This window comes from Cognatilysobacter xinjiangensis (assembly GCF_014651995.1).
In the GTDB taxonomy this organism is placed as follows: Bacteria; Pseudomonadota; Gammaproteobacteria; order Xanthomonadales; family Xanthomonadaceae; genus Cognatilysobacter; species Cognatilysobacter xinjiangensis.
On record NZ_BMXY01000001.1, the window covers coordinates 1,262,673 to 1,279,352 of the forward strand.

Annotated in this window: 17 protein-coding genes and 1 pseudogene; 11 read left to right on the plus strand and 7 right to left on the minus strand. The window is 68.8% G+C overall.

All coding sequences use genetic code 11. The annotated features are described in order from the left end of the window. Window positions 1-3: 3 nt before the first annotated feature. From IE066_RS05925 to IE066_RS05940, 3 genes and pseudogenes are all read right to left on the minus strand, one after another. Window positions 4-858: a sulfurtransferase gene (locus IE066_RS05925; RefSeq protein WP_189447729.1), complete on the minus strand. Its 855-nt coding sequence runs from the start codon at window positions 856-858 to the stop codon at window positions 4-6. Then, window positions 855-1,650 (minus strand): annotated as a pseudogene (locus IE066_RS05930) (CoA pyrophosphatase). Before IE066_RS05930 ends, IE066_RS05925 begins: the two are co-directional and overlap by 4 nt. Window positions 1,651-1,731: 81 nt before the next feature. After that, entirely contained in the window at window positions 1,732-2,436 is a 705-nt protein-coding gene (locus IE066_RS05940; RefSeq protein ID WP_189447735.1) for an FKBP-type peptidyl-prolyl cis-trans isomerase N-terminal domain-containing protein, read from the minus strand. A gap of 225 nt (window positions 2,437-2,661) precedes the next feature. Between IE066_RS05940 and IE066_RS05945 the strand changes: the two genes are divergently transcribed. From IE066_RS05945 to rnt, 11 genes are all read left to right on the plus strand, one after another. Further along, on the plus strand, window positions 2,662-3,456 hold the full coding sequence (locus tag IE066_RS05945) for an enoyl-CoA hydratase/isomerase family protein (RefSeq protein WP_189447737.1): 795 nt from the start codon (window positions 2,662-2,664) through the stop codon (window positions 3,454-3,456). Window positions 3,457-3,581: 125 nt separating this feature from the next. Continuing rightward, entirely contained in the window at window positions 3,582-3,812 is a 231-nt protein-coding gene (locus IE066_RS05950) for a hypothetical protein (RefSeq protein WP_229790681.1), read from the plus strand. A gap of 248 nt (window positions 3,813-4,060) precedes the next feature. Further along, on the plus strand, window positions 4,061-4,768 hold the full coding sequence (gene nth / locus IE066_RS05955) for an endonuclease III (protein ID WP_425488899.1): 708 nt from the start codon (window positions 4,061-4,063) through the stop codon (window positions 4,766-4,768). Between the two features lie 86 nt (window positions 4,769-4,854). Then, entirely contained in the window at window positions 4,855-6,090 is a 1,236-nt protein-coding gene (locus IE066_RS05960) for an OprO/OprP family phosphate-selective porin (RefSeq protein WP_189447741.1), read from the plus strand. Between the two features lie 167 nt (window positions 6,091-6,257). Beyond that, window positions 6,258-7,286: a phosphate ABC transporter substrate-binding protein PstS gene (pstS, locus tag IE066_RS05965; RefSeq protein ID WP_425488900.1), complete on the plus strand. Its 1,029-nt coding sequence runs from the start codon at window positions 6,258-6,260 to the stop codon at window positions 7,284-7,286. Window positions 7,287-7,450: 164 nt separating this feature from the next. After that, window positions 7,451-8,527: a phosphate ABC transporter substrate-binding protein PstS gene (pstS, locus tag IE066_RS05970; protein WP_189447743.1), complete on the plus strand. Its 1,077-nt coding sequence runs from the start codon at window positions 7,451-7,453 to the stop codon at window positions 8,525-8,527. Between the two features lie 37 nt (window positions 8,528-8,564). Continuing rightward, on the plus strand, window positions 8,565-9,527 hold the full coding sequence (pstC, locus tag IE066_RS05975; RefSeq protein ID WP_189447745.1) for a phosphate ABC transporter permease subunit PstC: 963 nt from the start codon (window positions 8,565-8,567) through the stop codon (window positions 9,525-9,527). Continuing rightward, the gene (gene pstA, locus IE066_RS05980) at window positions 9,527-10,375 is read left to right on the plus strand and encodes a phosphate ABC transporter permease PstA (protein WP_189447747.1); all 849 of its coding nucleotides are present in this window, start codon (window positions 9,527-9,529) and stop codon (window positions 10,373-10,375) included. The genes pstC and pstA overlap by 1 nt, the downstream gene beginning before the upstream one ends. A gap of 29 nt (window positions 10,376-10,404) precedes the next feature. Then, window positions 10,405-11,214: a phosphate ABC transporter ATP-binding protein PstB gene (pstB, locus tag IE066_RS05985; RefSeq protein WP_189447749.1), complete on the plus strand. Its 810-nt coding sequence runs from the start codon at window positions 10,405-10,407 to the stop codon at window positions 11,212-11,214. A gap of 15 nt (window positions 11,215-11,229) precedes the next feature. Then, entirely contained in the window at window positions 11,230-11,925 is a 696-nt protein-coding gene (gene phoU, locus IE066_RS05990) for a phosphate signaling complex protein PhoU (protein ID WP_189447752.1), read from the plus strand. A 91-nt stretch (window positions 11,926-12,016) separates the two neighbouring features. Further along, a complete protein-coding gene (gene rnt, locus IE066_RS05995; RefSeq protein WP_229790682.1) occupies window positions 12,017-12,640 on the plus strand; it encodes a ribonuclease T in 624 nt (207 codons plus the stop codon). A gap of 15 nt (window positions 12,641-12,655) precedes the next feature. Here rnt and IE066_RS06000 read toward each other — a convergent pair whose 3' ends face one another. Genes IE066_RS06000 through rnr form a run of 4 tightly spaced genes read right to left on the minus strand, consistent with a single transcriptional unit; the run spans window position 12,656 to window position 16,646 of the window. Then, window positions 12,656-12,934, minus strand: coding sequence for a CBU_0592 family membrane protein (locus tag IE066_RS06000; protein WP_229790683.1), 279 nt, complete (start codon window positions 12,932-12,934; stop codon window positions 12,656-12,658). Further along, a complete protein-coding gene (gene rlmB / locus IE066_RS06005; RefSeq protein ID WP_189447754.1) occupies window positions 12,934-13,695 on the minus strand; it encodes a 23S rRNA (guanosine(2251)-2'-O)-methyltransferase RlmB in 762 nt (253 codons plus the stop codon). The genes IE066_RS06000 and rlmB overlap by 1 nt, the downstream gene beginning before the upstream one ends. A 57-nt stretch (window positions 13,696-13,752) precedes the next feature. Then, window positions 13,753-14,178, minus strand: coding sequence for a VOC family protein (locus tag IE066_RS06010; RefSeq protein ID WP_189447756.1), 426 nt, complete (start codon window positions 14,176-14,178; stop codon window positions 13,753-13,755). A gap of 11 nt (window positions 14,179-14,189) precedes the next feature. Then, the gene (gene rnr / locus IE066_RS06015; protein WP_189447758.1) at window positions 14,190-16,646 is read right to left on the minus strand and encodes a ribonuclease R; all 2,457 of its coding nucleotides are present in this window, start codon (window positions 16,644-16,646) and stop codon (window positions 14,190-14,192) included. Window positions 16,647-16,680: the final 34 nt, after the last annotated feature.

Below are 16,680 nucleotides of genomic sequence, written 5' to 3' on the forward strand. Positions count from 1 at the left end.
GCGTCAGCCCGTGGCGACGGCGTGGGCCGGGTCCTCGATCCAGCCGCTCCACGATCCGGTGTAGAGGCGCGCGCCGGGCAGGCCGGCGTGCTCCATTGCCAGCAGGTGATGGCAGGCCGTGACGCCGGAGCCACAACTCGCGACCAGCGTGGCCGGCTCACGTCCGGCGAGTAGCGCGTTGAACTCGGCACGTAACGCGTCCGGCCGCTTGAAGCGGCCGTTTTCAAGATTGGCGGCGAACGGCCGGTTCAGCGCGCCCGGGATGTGACCCGCCTTGCGGTCCAGCGGCTCGACGTCGCCGCGATAGCGCTCCGCCGCACGCGCGTCCACCAGCGGCTCGCCGCGAGACAAGGCTGCTTCCACGTCGGCCGCATGTAGCAGTCGCGTGGAGTCGAATGCACCCGCGTAAGCACCGGCATCGGCAACGCGCGACGCCCCCGTCTCGATGGCACCGCCCGCGGCATTCCAGCCACTCCAGCCGCCGTCCAGCACGGCCGCCGCTTCGTGGCCCCACGCCTTGAGCATGAACCACAGGCGCGCGGCCGCCAGGGCGCCCTGCGCGTCGTCATAGGCGACGACCTGATGCGCGGGCGTGATGCCGAGGCGCCCGAGCACTCGCGCGAACGCCTCGTCCTCCGGCCATGGATGCCGGCCGGCGCCCGGGTAATGCGGCCCGGACAGGTCGGTTTCCAGGTCGGCCCGGGCGGCGCCGGGCACGTGCCCTTCGGCGAAGCGTCGCGCACCCGCGCTGCGATCGGCCAGGTCGACGCGCGCGTCGACGATCGCCAGCGGCCGATCGCCGCCGTGTGTGATCGCGCGGGACAGCGTGTCGGCGTCGACGAGCGTGGTCCAGGTCATCGCGAGCCCTCCAGCCGCTGGTAGAGATTGAGCAGCATCGAAGCCGTGACGCCCCAGATGCGCTGGTCGGGATAACGGTACTCCCAGACCGCGCGCTCACGGCCTTCGTAGACGAAACGGCGCTCGACGCGATTGTCCGGGTCCATCAGGTAGGCGAGCGGGACTTCGAACACCGCGGCGACTTCGGCGGGATCGGGCCTCGCGACGTAGTCGCGCGCGATGCAGGCGACAACCGGCAGCACGCGGAAACCGGTGATCGTCGCCACCGGATCGAGATAGCCGAGCGGCGCCACCATTGCGCGCGGGATGCCCACCTCCTCGGTCGTTTCGCGCAGCGCGGCGTCGATGGCGTCGACATCGCCCGGATCGACGCGTCCACCCGGGAAACTCACTTGGCCGGCGTGGTTGCGGAGCTCGTCGTTGCGACGGGTCAACAGGACCTGCAGCCCCGAGTCGCGCGGCACGAGGCCGACGAGTACCGCGGCCTCGCGGAAGCTGGACGCATCCACGAGGCCTTCGACTTCGACGAGGTTCCAGCAGTCGCCGCGGGGCGGCGCGTCGAGCGGATGCAACGCGGCGCGCAGCCGCGCGACCTCGGCCTCAGTCATCCGCGCGCCCGGCCTCGCGCATCGGCAGCACGGCCTCCATCAGCCGCAGGCGCTCGGCGTCGCCCATCGTGCCCCAGCTCGCGATTTCGTCGAGCGTGCGCAAGCAACCCGCGCACAGCCCCTGCGCGTCGATCTCGCAGACGCCGATGCAGGGGCTGAGGACCGCGCGGAAGGAAGTGGCCATTTGGCGATTCTCGCAGAGCGGGGCCCGGAAACACGAACGCCGGCACGAGGCCGGCGTCCGGGATTACCGCATCTGCCCGTCTTACTTGACGCTGACGAGCTTGACTTCGAACTGCACCGCCACATTCGGCGGGAAGCCCGTGCCCGGGTTCGCGCCATAGGCCTTGTCGGCCGGGATGGTCACTTCCCACTTCGAGCCTGCCGGCATCTGCTGCAGCGCCTCGCGGATACCCACCAGCTGGATCTCGCTGACCTTGACGGTCGGCATCTTCTGCGCGGGCTGCGCCTGCGCAGGACGCTGGCCCATCGGGAACGGACCGGCGGCCTCGACCTCGACGGTGCTCGCGAGCGTCGGCTTTGCGCCGGTGCCGGTTTCGATCACGCGGTACTGCACGCCCGAGGGCAGCGTCTTCACGCCAGCCTTGGCCTTGTTCGACGCCAGGAACGCGTCGGACTTGGTCTTGTTCTCGGCGGCCTGCTTCTCCCACTCGGCCTTGGCCTGCTCCATGCGGCCCTGCTCGCGCTTCTGGAAGTTCTGCACGGCGGTGCGGAGCTGGTCGACGTTGACGGTCGGCTCCTTCTTCGCAGCCGAATCCTGCACGCCCTTCACCAGCGCGGCGATGTCGAGCTGCTCGCCACGGGCGATCAGACCCTGCAGTTCCTGGCCGTACTGGTAGCCCAGCGCGTAGCTCAGCTTGCCCTTCTCGGTCGAGGTGTCCTGCGCGGACGCGATGCCGGCGGACACGACCAGTGCGGCCGCCGCGACGGCAATCAGACGAAACTTCATCGGGTGAAACCTCCGGTAAGAGATGCTCGGTGCGCCCGTGCGCAACGGCGTTGGAAAACCCCTGTGCCGCGTACTGGTCTAAAGCCCCGAGTGGCGCGCTAGGATACTGGCGGCAGGGCTTAACCGCCACTGACACCGACCCGTCTGACCGCGGCCTGCCGCGCGAGTTCCCGCGGGGCTTCCGGCCCCGTTTTTTCCAAGTTGCCATTCATTCCCGGGCCCGCCATGACCGCCAGCAGCAGTGCCTCGCCGGTGACCGTCGCCGACCGCGACGGCGTCCGCATCATCACCGTGAACCGGCCGGACAAGCTCAACGCGCTGAACGCCGCAACCCTCGACGCGCTCGATTCCGCCTTCGCCGAGGCGATTTCCGCGGCTTCCGTGCGTGCCATCGTGCTGACCGGCGCCGGTCCCAAGGCCTTCGTTGCCGGCGCCGACATCGCCGAGATGAACACGCTGACGCCGGTGCAGGGCCGCGACTTCTCACTGCGCGGCCAGCGCATGATGCGCCGGGTCGAGAAAAGCCCGAAACCGGTCGTCGCGATGGTGAACGGCTTCGCACTCGGGGGTGGGCTGGAGCTCGCAATGTGCTGCCACCTGCGCATCGCGGCCGACACCGCGCGCGTGGGCCAGCCCGAGATCAACCTCGGCCTGATTCCCGGCTTCGGCGGCACGCAGCGCCTGCTGCGCCTCGCCGGCCGCGCGGCCACGCTGGAGCTGTGCCTGTTGGGCGCGCCGATCGACGCCGCGCGTGCGCGCGAACTCGGCATCGTCAACCGGGTCGTGCCGGCGGCGGAGCTGGAGGCGCAGACGATGGCGATCGCGCAGCAACTCGCCAATGCGGCGCCGCTGGCGCTGCGCGGCACGCTGGACTGCATCAACGTCGGCGGCGAATGCGGCATCGAGGAAGGCCTCGAATACGAAGCCGCGCAGTTCGGCCTGATGTTCTCGACGGAGGACATGCGCGAGGGTACATCGGCCTTCCTCGAGCGCCGCAAGCCGGCCTTTACCGGCGCGTGACCCCGACGCCCTGCCCCACGTGCGGTTGCGCCGCGGCCTCGGCGGCGCACGGCATCGCAGGGCTCCTGCTGTGCGACGACGTCGACGCGGCCATCGACGCCGGCCTTATGCAGGCGGAGCCGTGCGTGTCGTGTGCGCCGGCCTGCGCCGCGAAGTTGGTGGAGACGCGTGCCTCGCGGCTCGCCGCGCTCGCGGCACGTGAACGCTTCCGCCTGCGCTCGGCCCGGCTCGCACGTCGTGCCGCGCAGCGCGAGGCCGCGCGACGTGTGCCGGTCGCCCCGGGCCCGACGCCCGCGCTTCCACCGGCGGCCGCGGCAGCACTGCAGCGCGCGCTAGCCAAGGCGAAGCGCGACTGATGGCGACGACGAAGAATGCGGGCCGCACGTCATCCAGCGTGCGCAAGCTTGCGACCGCCGCAAAGAAGGCGCCAAACCGCGTGCGACGCACGCTGGTCGAGGCGGAGGGCGACACGAAGGCGCCAACAGGAAAGCGCGCACGGCCTCCGTCATCGGCGACGCCGGCTAAGCCGTCGAGACGCGCGCCAGCGGCCGGTACGGGCGGCGCACGGAAGGCGCCTGCGCGTCGTGCCGCGCCACCGGCGGACATGCCGCCGCCGCGCCGCCGTATGAAGCCGGCCGAGATCGACGCGATGTTCGAGCGCTTCAGCGCGGCCGATCCGGCGCCGACGACGGAACTCGAATTCTCGACGCCCTACGAGCTGCTGGTCGCCGTCGCGCTTTCCGCGCAGATGACCGACGTCGGCGTGAACAAGGCGACGCGGCGGCTGTTCCCCGTCGCCAATACGCCCGCGGCGATCGCCAGGCTCGGCGTCGAGGGCCTGTCGCCCTACATCAGCACGATCAACTTCCATCGCACCAAGGCCGCGAACGTCGTGGCGATGGCGAAGCAGTTGATCGAACGCCACGGCGGCGAGGTTCCGCGCGATCGCGAGTCGCTGGAAGCGCTGCCGGGCGTAGGCCGCAAGACCGCGAACGTGGTGCTCAACACCGCATTCGGCGAGCAGACGATGGCGGTAGACACGCACATATTCCGCGTATCCAACCGCACCGGCCTCGCGCCGGGCCGTGACGTGCGCGAGGTCGAGGACGGGCTGCTACGCCGGGTGCCGGAGCGATACCTGCAGCACGCGCACCACTGGATCCTTCTGCACGGCCGCTACGTCTGCAAGGCGCGCACGCCCGAATGCCCGCGCTGCATCGTGCGCGATCTCTGCCAGTACACAGCGAAGACGCCGGGTGCCTCGCCGCCTCTGGAAGTGCCGACGAAGCGCGCGCGAACCAACCGCGGCTGAGCGTCATCCCGCGGACGCCGCGGTGTCACATTTACGCAAACTTCACGACCTAGGCTTCGCGGCGCTCCTCCTCTCCAGGACCCGCCATGAAACCTTCCCGCAACACGCTCGCCGTCGCGCTGCTCGCGGCGCTCGCCGCGCCGGCCGCGCATGCCGAAGTCGCGATCGACGTCATCCATGATTCCGAGGTCTCGTTCGAAGGCCTGATCCAGGCCGACTACAACTGGTTCGACAGCGATGTCGCGAACCTCAACGGCGACGTGCCGGATGGCCTCGACAGCGACCAGGAACTGCGTCGCGCCGAGATCGTGCTGAAGGGCAAGGGCCCGGGCAACGTCGACTGGGTGGTCGGCTACGACGCCAAGGCCGACAAGTGGCTGGACGTCAACGCCAAGTACAAGCTCGGCGGCGACTCGAACCATTACCTGCAGCTCGGCCAGTTCAAGCAGCCCAACAGCCTCGAAGAGCTGTCCTCGACCAAGAACAACGACTTCATCGCGAAGGCGTCGATCACCAACACCTTGGCGGTCGCGCGCCGCCTGGGCGGCGCGTACAGCTATGGCACGAACGACTGGTCGCTGACCGCGAGCTACTTCGGCCGCGAGCTGACCCGCAACCTAGCGCACGGCAGTGGCTACGGCCTGCGCGGCACCTGGGCGCCGATCAACCAGGGCGGCAACGTCCTGCACCTCGGCGTGTCCTACGTGGACATGGACACCGATGCGGACACGGTGCGCCTGCGCGCGCGTCCGCTCGCGGACCTCGCCGGCGTGCGGCTGGTCGACACCGGCTCGACCGGCATCCTCAACGCCGACCGCATGAGCGTGATCGGCCTGGAAGGCATGTATGCCACGGGCCCCTTCAAGCTGCAGGGCGAATACATGAAGGCGCAGGTCTACCGCTACGCGACGGGCGTCGCAACGCAGCCGGCCGATGCCTACGATGCCGATGGCTTCTACGTGCAGGGCGTGTGGAACCTGACCGGCGAGAAGTTCGGTTACAAGGCCGGCGTGCCGACCACGCCGCTTCCCGACAATCCGGGCTCGGGCATGTGGCAGCTCGCGCTGCGCTACGACCGCCTCGACCTCAACGACGGCTACCTCGCGCCGGGTGCGACCCCGACCGCGGCTCCGGTGGTGCGAGGCGTGCTCGGCGGCGAGCAGAGTTCGATCACCGCAGGCGTCAACTGGTACTGGCGCTCGAACTTCAAGTTCATGCTGAACTACGTCAAGGTCGACAGTAGCCGCTACATCTCCTCCGCGCGCGCGGACGTCGACGACGACCCGAGCATCGTCGAGGCGCGCGTGCAGTTCTACTGGTAATCCCCACGGTCACATCTCTCCAAGGTGGAAAGAGGCGCGGCTCCGGCTGCGCCTCTTTTTTTGTGCGCGTGTCACCGCCCTGTCATCGCCGCGACACCGCCGTGTCACCGCACGTCGATGGAATGCGCGGCAGGCGGGTCGTTCCCGTCATCGACCAGGAGTCCATCGTGCTGAAGTCCATCTCCCTCTCCACGCGCGCCCGCGCGCTCGCGCTGTCCCTCGTCATCGCCAGCTTCGGCGCGCAGGCGGCGGACGTCACCGGCGCCGGCGCGTCCTTCATCTATCCCGTGATGTCGAAGTGGTCGGCCGACTACGCCAAGGCCACCGGCAAGAAGATCAACTACCAGTCGATCGGCTCGGGCGGCGGCATCGCGCAGGCCAAGGCGGGCACCGTCGACTTCGGCTCGACCGATGCGCCGCTCAAGCCCGAGGACCTCGCGAAGTCCGGCCTCATCCAGTTCCCGTCGGTGATCGGCGGCGTGGTGCCGGTCATCAACGTACCGGGCGTAGCCTCGGGTGCGATGAAGCTCGACGGTGAGGTTCTGGCGCGCATCTTCCTCGGCGAGATCACGATGTGGAACGACCCTGCCATCGTCGCCACGAATGGCGGGATCAAGCTGCCGGCGAAGAAGATCACCGTCGTACACCGCTCCGACGGCTCGGGCACCACCTTCAACTTCGTCAACTACCTTTCGAAGGTCAGCCCGTCCTGGAAGCAGAAGGTCGGCGAAGGCACCATGGTGCAGTGGCCCACCGGCATCGGCGGCAAGGGCAACGAGGGCGTCGCCGCGTACGTGAAGCAGATTCAGGGCGGCATCGGCTACGTCGAGCTGTCGTACGCGCTGCAGAACAAGATGGCCTACTCGCGCCTGAAGAACGCCGCCGGCAATTACGTGCTGCCGAGCGACGAGACCTTCGCCGCGGCGGCCGCGAGCGCCGACTGGGCCGGCACCAGGGACTTCCACCTGGTGATGACCAATGCGCCGGGCGCGAACGCTTGGCCGATCACCGCGACGAACTTCATCCTCATGTATCGCAATCCCAAGAACGCCGCAGGCGCGAAGAACGCCAAGGACTTCTTCCGATGGGTGTACGCGAGCGGCGATGCGCAGGCGCGCACGCTCGACTACGTGCCACTGCCGGACGCGCTGGTGAAGCAGATCGAGGCGTACTGGGCCGCGAACACGAAGTACTGATCACGTCGCTTCGCTGCCGGTTAACCGACGGGCCCTCCGGGGCCCGTCTTCGTTTCCACCGTCTGCCGTGGCAGTGGCTTTCGCGACGGCTGTAATCACCGTGTCACGGAAACATCATTTCATGGCGCCCACGGGCCGCGAGGTGCGGCCGACCGGAGTCGCACATGTCCGCTCTTCGCCTTGCAGGCCTTGCCCTCGCGCTCGCCGCCGCGCTGACCGCGTGCTCGGGCGGTTCGTCCACCGACGCGCCGCCGTCCGCCGCCACCGCCGCTTCCACCGGCAACGAGCGCGTGCAGGCAGAGATCACCGGTGCCGGCGCCACCTTCATCTACCCACTGCTGTCGAAGTGGTCCGCCGAGTACGCGCGCCAGACGGGCCACAAGATCAATTACCAGTCGATCGGCTCGGGCGGCGGCATCGCGCAGATCAAGGCCGGCACCGTCGACTTCGGTTCAAGCGACAAGCCGCTCGCGTCCGAAGAACTCGCGGCCGCGGGCCTCGGCCAGTTTCCGTCGGCCGTCGGCGGCGTGGTGCCGGTGATCAACCTTCCCGGCATCTCGGCGGGGCAGCTGAAGCTCACCGGCCCGCTGCTGGCCGACATCTACCTCGGCAAGGTGACGAGCTGGAACGACGCCGCGATCGCACGGCTCAATCCGGGCCTCTCGCTGCCGGCGTCGAAGATCAACGTGGTCAAGCGCTCCGACGGCTCGGGCACGACGTTCAACTTCGTCAATTACCTCTCGAAGGTCAGCCCCGAGTGGCAGTCGAAGGTCGGCGAAGGAACGTCGGTCAACTGGCCGCTGGGCATCGGTGGCAAGGGTAACGAAGGCGTCGCCGCGTACGTGAAGCAGATCAAGGGCTCGATCGGGTACGTCGAGCTGGCCTATGCCGCCGAGAACGGCATGGCCCACGCGCAGATGCAGAACGCCGCCGGCCAGTGGGTTCAGCCGAGCATCGCGTCCTTCCAGGCCGCGGCCGCGACCGCCGACTGGAAGAACGCGCAGGACTTCAACCTCGTGATCACCAACGCGCCCGGCCCGCAGGCCTGGCCCATCGCCGCGACGAACTTCATCCTCATGTACAAGCAGCCGAAGGACCCGGCGCGCTCGAAGGCCGCACTGGACTTCTTCCGCTGGGCGCTCGAGAACGGCAGCGCGACCGCACAGTCGCTGAACTACGTGCCACTGCCGCCGGACGTCGTCGCGCAGGTCGAGCAGTACTGGTCGACGCAGTTCAAGTGACGGGCATGCACGTCCACCGACCGACGCCGCCAACCGCATGAGCGCCATTTCCGTTCCCGCCGTCGACACGGGCTCGCGCGACGCCGCGGCCGACCGCGGCTTCCGCTGGCTGGTCACCGCCGCCGGCATCTTTGTGCTCGTCGCGCTCGCCGCGGCCGCACTGTCGATGCTCTGGGGCGGGCGCGCCACCTTCGAGAAGTTCGGCCTGGGATTTTTCACCTCGCGTGCGTGGGATCCGGTCGCGCAGGATTTCGGCGCCCTGGTGCCGATCTACGGCACTGTCGTCACGGCACTGATCGCCATGCTCATCGCGGTGCCGGTGAGCTTCGGCATCGCGATGTTCCTTACCGAGATCGCGCCGAAGTGGCTGCGCGGCCCGGTGGGCACGGCGATCGAGCTGCTCGCCGGCATTCCGTCGATCATCTACGGCATGTGGGGCCTGTTCGTGCTCGTGCCCTACCTCAGCGAGCACGTCTATCCGTGGATCGACGCGAACCTCGGCACGCTGCCGCTGGTCGGCACGCTGTTCGTCGGGCCGCCGCTGGGCCTGGGCATGCTGACCGCCGGGCTCGTGCTCGCGATCATGGTCATCCCGTTCATCGCATCCGTGATGCGCGAGGTGTTCCTGACGGTTCCGAACCGGCTGAAGGAATCGTCCTACGCGCTCGGCTCCACGCGCTGGGAGGTGGTCTGGGACGTCGTGCTGCCCTACACGCGCTCGGCGGTGATCGGCGGCATCTTCCTCGGCCTCGGGCGTGCGCTCGGCGAGACGATGGCCGTCACCTTCGTACTCGGCAACGCGCACGAGCTCACCGCGTCGCTTCTGATGCCGGGCAACTCGATCGCCGCGACCATTGCCAACGAGTTCGCGGAAGCCGATTCCGAGCAGTACCGCTCCGCGCTGATCGCGCTGGGCTTCGTGCTGTTCCTCGTCACCTTCGTGGTGCTCTCGGTGGCGCGTCTGATGCTGCGCCGCCTGTCCAAGCGGGAGGGGGCGTGATGCTGCCGCTGTACGGAATGCGCCGCGCGAAGAACCTCGTCGCGCAGGCGCTCGCGATCGTCGCCACCGCGTTCGGGCTGTTCTGGCTGGTGTGGATCCTGTGGACCACGCTGAGCAACGGCATCGCGTCGATCAACCCCGCGTTGTTCACGCAGATGACCCCTCCGCCCGGCGAAGAAGGCGGCCTGCTCAATGCCTTTCTCGGCAGCGCTTTGATGAGCCTGCTCGGCATCGCGATGGGCGCGCCGGTCGGTGTGCTGGCGGGCACCTACCTCGCCGAGTACTCCGCGCGCAGCCGCATTGGCGACGTGATCCGGTTCGTGAACGACATCCTCCTGTCGGCGCCGTCGATCGTGCTCGGCTTGTTCGTCTACACGCTGGTCGTCGCGCAGATGGGCCATTTCTCGGCGCTGGCCGGCGCGATCGCACTCGCCTTCATCGTGCTGCCCGTGGTGGTGCGGACGACCGACGAGATGCTGCGCCTCGTCCCCACGCAGATGCGCGAGGCCGCGCTCTCGCTGGGCATCCCGCAGTGGAAGGTGGTGGTGCAGGTGCTGTACCGCTCGTCGCTACCGGGCATCGTCACCGGCATCCTGCTCGCACTCGCCCGAATTTCCGGCGAAACCGCGCCGCTGCTCTTTACCGCACTCAATAACCAGTACTGGTCGACCGACATCACCTCGCCGATGGCGAACGTGCCGGTGGTGATCTTCCAGTATGCGATGAGCCCATACGACGCCTGGCACTCGCTCGCCTGGGCCGGCGCCTTCGTGCTGATGCTGTTCGTGCTCGCGGTCAGCCTCGTCGCGCGCGCGATCGTCATGCGCAACCGGGTCGCCCACGACTGATGAACGCCGCCCTCTTTCCGGACCCCGCGATGAACGACGCTCCTCGCCTCCACCTGGAGACCCTCCACGCTGCGCCGGTCGCGTCCGCGCCGAAGCTCGCGGCGCGCGGCCTCGACTTCCACTACGACCGCTTCCACGCGGTGCGCGGCATCGACCTCGACATCCCCGAAAAGCGCGTCACCGCGCTGATCGGCCCATCGGGCTGCGGCAAATCGACGCTGCTACGCGTGTTCAACCGAATCTATGCGCTTTATCCGAAGCTCGTGGCGACCGGCGAAGTGCTGCTGGATGGGGAGAACATCCTCGACCCGCGCTATCCGCTCAATCGCCTGCGCAGCAAGGTGGGCATGGTGTTCCAGAAGCCGGTGCCGTTCCCGATGACGATCTTCGAGAACGTGGCCTACGGCATCCGCCACCACGAGCGCCTGTCGAAGGGCGAGATGAAGGACCGCGTCGAGCAGGCGCTGCACCAGGCCGCGCTCTGGGAAGAGGTCAAGGACAAGCTGGGGCAGAGCGCGCTTGGGCTTTCAGGCGGCCAGCAGCAACGCCTGTGCATCGCGCGCGCGGTGGCGCTGCGGCCCGACGTGCTGCTTCTCGACGAGCCGACCTCCGCGCTCGATCCGATCTCCACCAGCCGCATCGAGCAGCTCGTCGACGATCTCAAGCGCGACTTCACCATCGTGATCGTGACGCACAACATGCAGCAGGCCGCGCGCATCTCGGACTACACCGCCTTCATGTACCTCGGCGAGCTCGTCGAGCACGGCACTACCGAGACGATCTTCTCGAATCCCTCGAAGCAGCAGACCGAGGACTACATCACCGGCCGCTTCGGCTGAGCCGCAGGACCCGCCATGCACGATCACATCCTGAAAAGCTACGACGCCGAGCAGAAGCGCCTGCTCGACGAGACCCTGCGCATGGGCGAGATGGCCGCGGCGCAGCTGGAGGCTGCACTGGACGTCGTGCAGCGCCGCGACGACAAGGCCGCGGCCCGCATCGTCGCAAACGACGAGGCGATCGACGCCCTCGAGCACGAGGTCAGCCATGACGTGATGAAGCTGGCCCTGCGCGGCCCGATGGCGCGCGATCTGCGCGAGATCCTCGCGGCGATTCGCATCGCCGCGGACATCGAGCGCATCGGCGACTACGCCGCGAACGTCGCCAAGCGCTCGATGGCGCTCAACACCGCGCCGGCGCTGCCGCACGTCGCCGGCCTGCAGCTGATCGGCCGCCTCGCGGTGAAGCAGGTGCGCGACGTGATGGCCGCCTACCGCGACTGCGACGTCGAGGCCGCCCAGCGCGTGCGGGCGTCGGACGCCGAGATCGACGCCGCCTACACCGGCCTGTTCCGCGAGCTGCTGACCTACATGATGGAGGACGCGCGCGCGATCACGCCCTGCACGCACCTGCTGTTCATGGCGAAGAACATCGAGCGCATCGGCGACCACGCCACCAACATCGCCGAGAACGTGTGGTTCCTCGTGCGCGGCGACGACGCCCTGCCCCCGCGCGAGAAGGCGGACGAGAGCAATACCGCGACGCTCTAGGCACGACCGGGACGCGACTCACGCCGCAGCGGCGACGACCGGCCAAGCCCGCGTCTGCTAGGCTGCCGGCCCGCTCATCGCCGTAACGCCCGTGCCTTCACTCGCCACCCGTTTCCGCGGCTTCCTGCCCGTCGTCGTCGACGTCGAGACGGGGGGCTTCGACTGGAACCGGCACGCGCTGCTGGAAATCGCCGTCGTGCCGCTGGACCTCGATGAGGACGGCCGGCTGGTGCGCTGCCCGACGACCAGTGCGCACGTGGTGCCGGCGCCGGGCACGGAGATCGACCCGAAATCGCTCGCGGTTACCGGGATCATCATCGACCACCCTTTCCGCGACGCGAAGCATGAGAAGCAGGCGCTGGACGTGGTGTTCGCGCCCGTGCGCGCGGCGATGAAGAAGCACGGCTGCCAGCGAGCGATCCTCGTCGGCCACAACGCGCACTTCGACCTCAACTTCCTCAATGCGGCGGTCGCGCGTTCCAACCATCCACGCAACCCGTTCCACCCGTTCAGCGTATTCGACACTGTGACGCTCGGCGGCGTGGCCTACGGGCAGACGGTACTGGGCCGGGCGCTGCAGGCGGCCGGCATCGAGTGGAACGCGGAGGAAGCGCACTCGGCCGTCTACGACGCCGAGCGCACGGCCGAGCTGTTCTGCAGGATCGTCAACAGCTGGCCGATGCTCGGCGGGCCGGGGCCGGCGCGAACGGACTGATCCGGCTTCGGGCGCTCAGCCCGCGCCGCGGCCCCGTTCGCGAAGCGAGCGGACGATGCCGTAGAGGCTGACGATCACCCAGGCGAGTTCCAGCAGGAACACCGACAGGTTGAAGGTGCCGAACAACGACACCAGGATGCCGGCGGCGCCGAACAGGTTGAGTAGCTGGTAGACCAGCCCGGTACCGGAAAGGCGGCGCGTCTGCAGGAGCACGAAGGCGAGCAGGATCGACAGCGTGCCGCCGAGACCGACGACGTCGTACCAGTGCAGCGCGATCAGGGCATCGCTTTCCATCAGCGCACGCTCCTCTGCCGTACGGCTTCGAACAGGGTGATGCCCGTGGCCACGGACACGTTGAGGCTCTCGACGCCCGTCTGCGCGGCGCCCGGCATCGGGATCGACACCAGCCCGTCGCAGGTCTCGCGGGTCAGGCGACGCAGGCCGTCCGCCTCGCCGCCGAGCACCAGCCCGACGTTGCCGCGCATGTCGATGCCGTAGACGTCGCCGGCGGCGTCGCCCGCCAGCCCGTAGAGCCAGACACCGAGCTGCTGCAGCTCCTTCATGGTGCGCGCGAGGTTGGTGACCGGCACGATCGGCACCGCGTCCGCGGCACCCGCGGAGGTCTTGCGGACGGTCGCGTTGACCTGCACCGACTTGTCCTTGGGGATCACCACCGCCGTGACACCGGCTGCGGCCGCGCTGCGCAGGCAGGCGCCGAGGTTGTGCGGGTCCTGCACGCCGTCCAGCAGCAGCAGCAGCGCCTTGCCCTCCGCCGCTTCGACCAGCCCGGACAGCTCGTTCTCGCTCCACGTGCGCGCCGCGGCATAGCGCGCGATCGCGCCCTGGTGACGCAGGCCGCCGGCCGCACCGTCAAGCGCCTGCTGCGCCACGCGCCGCACGGGAATGTCGAGCCGGCGCGCCTGCGATTCGATGTCCTGGATCCGCGGATTCTTCGCCCCCGCCTCCAGCAGCACTTCACGCACGTGCTCGGCGTCGTTCTGGAGCGCCGCCGACACGGCGTTGATGCCGGCAATCCACTGGTTCTGTTTGCTCATCCGGCTATTGTGCCGCGCCGGGACGCGCGGCGCCCGCGAAATCTCGGCGGACGCCGGCTACGCGTCGCGCGGCGGCCATCCGGGGTTGTAGACCACCTCCCAGAGATGGCCGTCCGGATCGCTGAAGTAGGCGGCGTAACCGCCCCAGAACGTGTCGCCCGCCGGCTTGACCACGCGGGCGCCTGCGCCGACAGCCTGCGCCATCACGGCGTCGACATCGTGCCGTGAAGCGACGTTGTGCCCGAGCGACATCGGCGCCGTGCCGGCAGGTGCGAGCTCGAGGCCCGCGTCCGCCGCCAGGCTCGAACGTGGCCACAGCGCGAGACGGAACGCGGGCCCCAGGTCGAAGAACGCGACGGCGCCGTGCTCGAATTCCGTGCCGACGATGCCGTCGGTCGCCAACCCGAGGCCATCGCGGTAGAACGCGACGGCCCGGTCCAGATCCTCGACCGCGAGGGTCAATACGTTGATGCGCGGCTGCACGACGGGCCGGCTCAGTAAGGCTGCTTCTTGCGCCTGGCCGGCTGTCCGCGCGGCGGCGGCGCCTTGGCGCCCGCGTCGCCCTCCAGCAGGCGGAAGTCGATGCGGCGGTCTTCCACGCTGGCCTTGAGCACGACGATGCGCACGCGGTCGCCGAGGCGGTACTCCTTGCCGCGGCGGTCGCCCGTGAGCGTCTTGCGGATCGGGTCGAAGCGGTAGAAATCGTTCGGCAGCTGGGTGACGTGAACCAGGCCGTTCACCTTGGAATCGTCGAGCTCGATGAACAGGCCGAAGCTGGTCACGCCGCTGATCGTGCCCTCGAATTCGCCGCCGACGTGCTGCTCCATCCAGGCCGCGCGGTAGCGCTCGTCGACCTCGCGCTGCGCTTCATCGGCGCGGCGCGACTTCTCCGAGCATTCGAGCGACAGCTGCGCCATCGCACTCGGCGAGTACTTGAACTTCTCCGGCTTCGCGCCGCTGAGCGCGTGCTTGATCGCGCGGTGCACCAGCAGGTCGGCATAGCGGCGGATCGGCGAGGTGAAGTGCGCGTAGGCCTCCAGCGCGAGGCCGAAGTGGCCGACGTTTCCGGGCGAGTACACCGCCAGCGACTGGCTCCGCAGCAGCACGGATTCCAGCAGCGCGGCGTCGGGCCGGTCGCGGATCTTCTTGAGCAGCGCGGTGAAGTCGCGCGGCTCGACCTTCGCCCAGGCCGGCATCTTCAGGCCGAATTCCTTGAGGAACTCGAGCAGGTCCTCGTACTTCTGCTCCGGCGGGCGCTCGTGGATGCGGTACGGCGCCGGGACGTCCGCGCGCAGCAGGAACTTCGCCGCCTCCACGTTGGCGGCGATCATGCATTCCTCGATGAGCTTGTGCGCGTCGTTGCGCTGGATCATCCCCGCCTGCGTGACTTCGCCCTGCGGGCCGAGCACGAATCGCACTTCGCTCGACTCGAACTCGATCGCGCCGCGCTTCTCGCGGGCGCGCACCAGCACGCGGAACAGGTCGTGCAGATTGCGGATCTGCGGCAGCAGGCTGCCGACGACCTGCAGTGCGTCGGTCTTCGCTTCTTCGGTCACGTCGTCGCCGATCGCATTCCAGACCTGCGTGTAGGTCAGGCGGGCATGCGAGTGCATGACGGCTTCGTAGAATTTCGAGTCGGTCACCTGTCCCTTGCGGTCGACCTGCATGTCGCAGACGAAGCAGAGGCGGTCGACCTTGGGCTTGAGCGAGCAGATGCCGTTGGACAGCGTCTCCGGCAGCATCGGCACGACGAAGCCGGGGAAGTACACGGAGGTCGCGCGCTTCTGGGCCTCGTCGTCCAGCGGCGTGCCGGGCTTGACGTAGTTCGAAACGTCGGCGATCGCCACGATCAGCCGGAAGCCGTCGCGGTTGGGCTCGCACCAGACCGCGTCGTCGAAATCCTTCGCATCCTCGCCGTCGATGGTGACCAGCGGGACGCTGCGCAGGTCGACGCACCCGGTCGCGGTTCCGGCGTCGACCTCGATCGGGATCGACGCGGCCTGCTCCATCACCGCCTGCGGGAATTCGTGCGGGATGTCGTGGCCATGGATGGCCGCCTGCACCGCGAGCGACGCCGTTAGCCGGTCGCCGAGCACGATGAGGATGCGGCCGACCGGCACGTGCTTGCCATCGGGCATCTCGGTGATCTCGCAGACCACCAGCTGGCCGTTCTGCGCCTCGTTGCGCTCGGCCGGCGGAATCAGGATGTCCTGCTGGATGCGGCGGTCGTCGGGGATCACGAAACCGACACCGGCGCGTGTCTCGTAGCGGCCGATCAGACGCGTGAGGCGTCGCTCGAGGATCTCGACGATGCCGCCCTCGCGGCGCCCGCGCCGATCGATGTTGGTGACGTTGGCGAGCACGCGGTCGCCGTGCATCACCTTGCGCATCTCGAACGGCGGCAGGAACAGGTCGTCGCCGTGGCCCGGATCGGGCTTGAGGAAGCCGAAACCATCGGGATTGGCGATCACCACGCCCGGGACGAGGTCGACCTCCTGCGCCGGCACGTAGCCGCCGCGCCGGTTTTGCAGCAGCTGGCCGTCGCGCAGCATCGCGCGGAGGCGGAAGCCCAGCGCCTCGCGGCGCTCGTCGTCGGTGATGTCGAGCTTTTCGGCAATGACGTCGATCGGCAGCGGTCCGTCGGAAGCCGCCAGCAGGTGCAAGATCATTTCGCGGCTGGCGATCGGCTTCTCGTAACGGGCCGCTTCGCGTGCGGCCTGAGGGTCGACCGTCGGCGCGCCGCCGGCGCCGCGAGGCGCGAGCGGCTTCGGCGGCTCAGGCATCCAGGCCGGGCGCTGCGGGCCGGCACGGCCCTTGGACGGACCCGTACGGGAGGCGGGTTTCGTCCCGCGGGCGTCGCCGCGCTTGCTCGTGGGACCGCCGGTGGTCGCGTCGCGCGACCCGGACTTGCCTGCGCCGCCACGGCCGCGCGTAGGGGTTTTCTTCTTCATGAACAGGATCGTCTCACACGCGCATCAAGACGAT